The organism is Streptantibioticus rubrisoli (assembly GCF_024436055.1).
GTDB lineage: Bacteria > Actinomycetota > Actinomycetes > Streptomycetales > Streptomycetaceae > Streptantibioticus_A > Streptantibioticus_A rubrisoli.
In genome coordinates this window covers 1-6,584 of the sequence record NZ_JANFNH010000089.1, presented here as the reverse complement: position 1 = coordinate 6,584, position 6,584 = coordinate 1, and the positions used below count along the sequence as shown (strand labels likewise).

The window sequence follows — 6,584 nt, the reverse complement described above, 5'->3', positions numbered from 1 at the left end:
CGTCCCGGACGGCCCGCTGAAGTTCCTTGTGCCGGTCGCCCGGCCCCCGAAGGGCCTCGATCGCTTCTGCCCGGAGCTGTTCCGGGGTGACTCGGTTCGTCATGTGCCCAGTATGAGCACACGCGCCAAGTCTGCGCAAGTCCATTCACGCTGAGACGCGCGAAATCGCCTGAACGCCCCTCTAGCGGCCTGGGAGTTGCCCCCCGGGCCATCGCACCGACCGTGTGCCGTAAGGCCGTTAGCGGGCCGCCTGTGGCCGCTGAGGGGGCATCGGTGGGGAAGTAGTCCCCGCCGTTGGCCGGTTGGCGTTTCGTCAACTGACGGAACGGGGAGCGAGGTTCGGCCGGAGCCGCCGTTGCCGACTGCGGCCGGTCGGTGGGGAAAACGGGGGCTCCGCCCCCCAACCCCCCGGCAACCGCTCCCAGAGGGGCAGGGGGCTCCGCTGTCGGCCTGCGGCTGAGTGGGTGGTCGGTGTGGTCCGAGGGCGGGGGGTTCCCTCCGGCCAGACAGCGCCAGAGGCAAGCACACCGCCCGCCGGGGCATCCAGGCCAAGCCGCTACGCGGTCGGCGCAAGCGCCGAGCCTGGACACCCCGACGAACGGCGCGCTAGGGCTTCGCCCGCTGCCCGACCGGAGGGAACCCCCCGCCCGGCCCCCACCTTGCGGCTAGAGCCGCCTACTCCACGACGAGCACCAGGCCGTCACGCGGCTGACGGTTGGCGGGTGGCGTGGCCGGGGTCGCGGGTCAGGGTCGGGGGGTGGGGGAACCCGCCGGCGGTCGGCCCCGGGGGGCCTCCCGACGGCAGAACCCCCCACCCCCCTTGCGTGGGTGCCGCCCAGGAAACCAGGGGGGTTCGGCCGCTGACGGCCTGCCCCCCGGTTTCCTGGGAGCGAGCTATGCCCGTGCGCTTCGCTTACGGGCGGCTCGCCCCGCACTCCCTTCGGTCGCAGCGGGGGCCAACCAGGCCCCCAGGGGGGCCGGTTGGAACGCGAGAAGCCCCCCGGAGCTGGACGCTCCGGGGGGCTTCTCTGCGGGGGCGGCTACACCGTCAGGTGCAGGATCACCACCACCACGGCGACCGCCAGGCCGACGCGGACGACCGCCTCAATTCGGATGTACATCTGACCCCCTCGGGCTCGACTGACGAGGCCCGCTCAGGCTGAGCGGGCCGTGTCAGTCTGCACTGAGCGTGTCAGCTTGCGCAATCGGGTGGGGTCACTGCCGGTCGCAGAGCCAGACGACCGGCGGCCCCTCGCAGTGGGCGCACGGCCCGTACAGGTCGCAGTCGGCCCAACCCCGGTGCGGCAGAGCCACGCCGGGGCAGTCGAGGCCGCGCGAGCACGACATGGAGCCGTCGCGGTGGTCGAGCTGGAGGCCGGTGCACTCGGTGGGGTGCTGCTGGGAGCGGGGGCGTTGCTGGCGAACTCGGCGTGCCATGGCTCTCCTTCCGGGGTCAGGGTGCTAGACGCCGGGCGGCTGCTGCCTCCCGGCGGGCCGCCAGGTTGGCCAAGCGGCGTGCCTGTAGCTGCTCGATCTGTTCGGCCGACAGCTCAGTCAGCAGGGCACCGCCTATGCCCGCTTCCTTGAGCAGCGCGCGGACCGCTTCGGCACCGCCCTCGGCCCACGCCTCTTCGACGGCCAGGTCGAGGCCCCGGCGACAGACCTTGGCCCAGAGGCGGGCCGAGAGCTGCACGCCGCCGGTGATCTCTGCCGTCTCGTCCGTCGTGGCCGCGTCGTGGTCGTCCTCTTCGGTGTCGCCGCCGTCGATCTCGTAGGCAGCCCGCAGGCCCCGGGACCACTCGATAGCGCGGCGGCCCTTGGTAGCCGTCTCGTACTGCCACCACACCCGTTGCAACGTCTCCGCGTCGCCGTGCCCAGGCACCTTGTCAGGGTCGCAGCCGCCCACCAGGTCCCGCAGGCGGGCGAGGAGTTCGAAGGCCGCCATGTTGCCCTGACGACCGGTCTTGAGGTCACCGCGAGCCAGCTCCGCGCCGGGAAGCTTCCCGTCTTGGATCTTCGCCACGTAGGTGCCGATCGCTTCGGCGTCCTTCTCCGTGACCACCGTGTCGAAGCGCACGCCGTGTTCGTCCGAGGGCCGCATGCCCAGCGCGGTAAGCCGCTTGGTCCAGATGCGCCGCCAATCGGCCTGCCAGGCCGCCACGTCGTCCGGGTCCGGGGTGAAGTAGCCGGTAGGACGCGGGTCCCAGGTCTCACCCGAGCCGCGCGCCGGGCGGGGGTTCTGCCGAGCACCCAGCAACACGACCAAGTGCAGGTGCGGGTGGAAGCCGTTGGTCTCTCCCCAGGTGACCTCAGTAGCCCGCACGACGCCCGGGATACCGAGCCGGTCACGGTGCCCGGCGGCCCCCCGCTTGCGGTCGCCCACCCAGGCCCGGCCGGACAGCAGGGCCTTGTACGTGTCCCGGATGGCGTCGAGGAGGTCCGCCAGCTCATGCCGGGCGAAGTGCCGGACGGTCAGCGTCACGAAGATTGCTTGGCCGCCCGCCTCCAGGTGGCGCGCGAGAAGGGTCTGAATCTCGTCCGCGCGGAAGTTGCGGATCTTCGCCGAGCAGACCGGTTCGGCCCAGATCGAGCCGCACCGGCAGATGCCTTGCACGACGGTGTGCCCCTCGGAGCTTCCGCCGACGACCACGCCCGCGCCCTCGTCCTGCACGCCCCGCCCGCAGCACCTCACGGCCTTGAGCGTCGAGGTCTGCCACAGGTGCCGCCGGGAGGCGTAGCGCGCCCCCTTCCGAGCCCGCGCGGCGTCCTCTCGCGACTGCGACACGATTTGCGTTTCCGCAGGTCGGCGGGCGTTGGGAAACTCTGCTCCCCTAGTACCTAGGCGACCGGTTTTGCCGGTCGAGGCCCGCCGGGCGGCGCTCCGGCACGCCTCGGAGCAGTAGCGCCGGGCGCGCTTACCGGGGGTCTGAGTGAGCGGGGTACCGCAGTGGCACCGGGTTCCGGCCGGTTGCGCTGGAACGGGGGCGGGGGTGTTTCGTACGCTGGTCAAAGCAACGTTTCCTGTCTCGGTTGGGTCGAGTCGGGAGGCGGACGGGTCGGAGTTGGCGCTCCGGCCCGTTGCCGTATCTGGGTGATCTTTCACCCTTCCGGGTGCGTCTGTCAGGCAGACGCGCCGGAAAGGAGCGAGCCCCGGCCCGAGTTGGCCGGGGCTCACTGCGTTGTCAGCCCTTGATCAGGGAGAGCTGACCGGCCACCGGCCGGGGGCCGCGCTCGTCGTCCAGCCGCTTGTACCGGCTGCCGACGTAGGACACGGACCGGGTAGCGGCCTCGGCCGTCTCACGGACGCTCAGACCGTGCGTCCACCCGTACTCGATCACCTTGCGGGCCTCCTCGGTGGAGAGCCGCGCGGGTTCCTCGGCGTCCACCTCGGCGGGTTCCTCGGCGGGTTCGGCGTCCACGTGGACGGCCGGGGTGTCCTCCTCGGTGACCTGCGACGGGACCTGTTCAGCGACCGGGACCGGGACCGGGGTGGACACCGGGGCGGACGGGGTGGCCTGTTCAGTGGACGCCTCGGCGCGAGCTAGGGCGTCCGCCATGGCCCGGCGGTAGACCGGCCCGACCTCGGCCACGATCAGGAGCAGGGCCGGGGCGATCAGGTGGACGGCCACGCCCACCCAGTCCCGCCCCTCAACGGCGTGCCAGGTGTTGAGGAAGACCGACGCGCCGCCGGTGAAGAACCGGAAGCGGCGCGGCCACGGGCCGGGGTCGGCCACCCCGTAGCCGGACAGGAGGCTGTCCGCCTGCAAGGCCATCACGAACGCGGCATCCACCATCAGGCCCAGGACGAACCCGGACCACTCCCAGCCCCGGGCGGAGTGGGCGGCCACGAACGGGGTCGTGGTCATCAGGCTGTAGAAGACGACGCCGGTGATGATGAACCAGGTCCCGGCCGACAGGACGGCGTTCGTCCGGCGGATCGCGCGGGGGTCAACGGTGCTCACTTGCTGCCCTTTCGGAGTTCGCGGACGAGGATCAGCAGGACGACGGAGGAGACTCCCACCGCCACGGCGGTCAGGGCGACCGCCAGGAACAGACCGGTCAGGACGCAGCCCCCGGCGACGACGCCCGCCCCGATGGCCAACGGCCGGGCCACAGAGCCCCGCTGAGGGGCCGGAGCCGGGGCGTGGTGCTGGCACCCGCACCCGTGGCCCTGGGCCGCTTGCTGGGCCGCCAGAGAGGCGAGCACGACCGCGTACAGGTCGGCCTGTCCCTCGCTCTGGCGGACCTCAGCAATCGCCTTAGCCAGGTCGACCGCCGAACTGGGCGTGTGCGGCTGGTGGTTCATGCGGCGCCCCCAGCGATGACCGCGCCGTCCTCGGCCCGGCGCAGCGCGCCCGCCTTGACGAGCTGGCCCAACTCCCGGGACACGGTGCCCTTGTTCAGGCCCGTACGGTCGGCGATCTCCCGGCCGGTACGGGCACCGTCGCGGACCGCCTCCAGGACGCGATCCCGGTTCGTGACCTGCTTGGTGTCCTCGGCGGGTGCCTCGGCCTTGACCATCTGCACGGGCACGGCCGGACCCTGCCAGCTCTTGACGGGCAAGGACCGTACCCCGTCGTCGTCCAGGGTCCAGGTGCGGATCATGCGCGGGCCGTAGCCCTTGAGGTAGCCGTGCCCGCGCCACTGCTTCCCCTCGGGGATCTGGTTCGGGGCGTAGTGCGCGCAGTCGTCCAGGGCGACTTGGGCCTGAGTCGTACCGGCCACCCGCAGCGAGAAGCGCGTGAGGAGGTTCGGCGCGATCATCTTGTGCACCCCGGGGGCCGAGCCGTCCGTGACCGGGTACTGAGTGGCCCACCACAGCACCACGCCCCGGGACCGGCCGAGCGAGGACAGTTCGATCAGCCGCTGTAGCCGGTCCTTGTCGCCGTTGACCAGCGCCAAGACCACCTGGCCCTCATCGATCACGACCGTGAGCTGAGCGCCGTCCCAGACCGAGAGCCCGCGCCGCTTCATGTCCCGCTTGCGGCGGGTCATTTCGGCGTGCGCCTCATCGATCGCGGCCCGGATCTCGCCCGCCTCGACGGCCACCCGGCACACGTGCTCCCACACGTTCGCCTCTTCGCCCTTGCCGTCGATCAGCACCAGGTCACCGCGCAAGTGGGCGGTCGCCATCAGGGGGCGGGTGCTCCAGCTCTTGCCGGTACCGGACGCGCCGGAGACCAACAGCCGCTCATCGAACGGGATCAGCACCTCTTCGCCGGTCTCGGTGTCCAGGCCCAGGGACATCAGGCCCGCATCGGCTGGGAGCAGCTTCGGAGTCCACAGCGACGACGTGCCGTCCGTCGCCTGCCGGGTGGCCAGCGAGAGCACCGCCCAACCGCCGCGCGTCCCGGACGTGATCCGGATGCGCAGGCCGGTACGGGCACCGAGCAGAGCCCGGATGCTGTCGGCCTTGTCCGTCAGCGCCTTGACGGTCCACGGGCCATCCAGCCGCACGCCGCAGCGAATACCGCCCGCCGTGACCTCCGGCGGAGTGGTGACCGTGCCCGACAGGCCCCGGTCCGGGGCGTTCGCGACCCAGTACGCGGGATCGAGCCGCGTCATGAGCTGCCGTTCCTCGGCGGACAGGCCGTCGTCGAGCTGCACGCTCGGAGTCCGGCGACCGAGCCACAACGCCGCTGCGTTCAGGCCGACCAGCCCGGCCGACACCGACACCGGCCACACCGTCAGGCCGTGATCGGCCGACAACACCCAGGACGCGACCGAGGCGGGTACCGCGTGCAGGGCGTGAGCCCGAACGGCCAGGCTCCGCAGCGTCGCCGGGTACTCCCGGCGGGCCGCCTTGAGCGCCGCCTTAGTGCTGCTCTGCTGCTGACGAGCCGCCTTGTCCGCCGTCCGCGCCGCCCGGCGGGCCGCGTTGAGCGGGTTGTTGGACGCCGCGCGGGCCGTCCGCCGCTGGCTCTTGGCCTGCGCCGCCATCGAGCGGGCCGAGTTGTGATCCTTCTGCGCCTTGAGCAGCGCCTTCAGGTGTTCCGGGGTCCGGAGCTTGGCCCGGCGGTCCGCCTCAGCGTCCCAGCGAGCAGCGAACGGCGCGCACACCGGAGTGAGCGCATCCAGGGCGTTGACCACCTGCGATTTGGCGGACGCAGCCGACGCCGACCATCCTTGCTTCTTGTCCACGATGGGTCTCCAAACGTGTCGTGGATAGGGCCGGAGAACTCGTTGCACCGGGGGCTCCGGCCCGCCTGTTTTGTTGTGGTTGATGCCGCCGTTGCACCGGCGACCGGGGTTGACCCCCGCAACCGCCTCTGACCTGCGGTGTTGCAGGTTGAGCCGGGGAGCGGGGAGGGGGCTCTACGCGTGCGCGCGCGAGGGACGCCCTACGAGAGCCACGCGGCGACCGTGTTCCGGGAGAGGCCCGTAACCGCCGCGATCTCGGTCTGTGGGACCTCCATCCGGGCCGCCTCCAGGACCAGGGGCCGAAGCTCGGCCTTCACGTCCCGGACGGCCCGCTGAAGTTCCTTGTGCCGGTCGCCCGGCCCCCGAAGGGCCTCGATCGCTTCTGCCCGGAGCTGTTCCGGGGTGACTCGGTTCGTCATGTGCCCAGTATGAGCACACGCGCC

Annotated in this window: 6 protein-coding genes; all 6 read right to left on the bottom strand. The window is 71.8% G+C overall.

All coding sequences use genetic code 11. The features are described from left to right. Positions 1-1,215 precede the first annotated feature (1,215 nt). Positions 1,216-1,437 (bottom strand): hypothetical protein, encoded by a 222-nt coding sequence (locus NON19_RS32870; protein WP_255932938.1) that lies wholly within the window; start codon positions 1,435-1,437, stop codon positions 1,216-1,218. Positions 1,438-1,453: 16 nt separating this feature from the next. Further along, entirely contained in the window at positions 1,454-2,785 is a 1,332-nt protein-coding gene (locus tag NON19_RS32865) for a rep family protein (protein ID WP_255932937.1), read from the bottom strand. Positions 2,786-3,182: 397 nt separating this feature from the next. Next, positions 3,183-3,962 carry a hypothetical protein gene (locus NON19_RS32860; protein WP_255932936.1) on the bottom strand — a complete coding sequence of 260 codons (780 nt, stop codon included), beginning with the start codon at positions 3,960-3,962 and terminating at the stop codon, positions 3,183-3,185. Further along, entirely contained in the window at positions 3,959-4,306 is a 348-nt protein-coding gene (locus NON19_RS32855; protein ID WP_255932935.1) for a hypothetical protein, read from the bottom strand. The genes NON19_RS32860 and NON19_RS32855 overlap by 4 nt, the downstream gene beginning before the upstream one ends. Beyond that, entirely contained in the window at positions 4,303-6,141 is a 1,839-nt protein-coding gene (locus NON19_RS32850) for a MarR family transcriptional regulator (protein WP_255932934.1), read from the bottom strand. The genes NON19_RS32855 and NON19_RS32850 overlap by 4 nt, the downstream gene beginning before the upstream one ends. A gap of 200 nt (positions 6,142-6,341) precedes the next feature. After that, a complete protein-coding gene (locus NON19_RS32845) occupies positions 6,342-6,560 on the bottom strand; it encodes a hypothetical protein (RefSeq protein WP_255932933.1) in 219 nt (72 codons plus the stop codon). Between the last annotated feature and the right edge of the window lie 24 nt (positions 6,561-6,584).

Coding starts and splice junctions, on each gene's coding strand:
- NON19_RS32870 (WP_255932938.1), bottom strand. CDS start 1,437: ATGGCACGCCGAGTTCGCCAGCAACGCCCCCGCTCCCAGCAGCACCCC.
- NON19_RS32855 (WP_255932935.1), bottom strand. CDS start 4,306: ATGAACCACCAGCCGCACACGCCCAGTTCGGCGGTCGACCTGGCTAAG.
- NON19_RS32845 (WP_255932933.1), bottom strand. CDS start 6,560: ATGACGAACCGAGTCACCCCGGAACAGCTCCGGGCAGAAGCGATCGAG.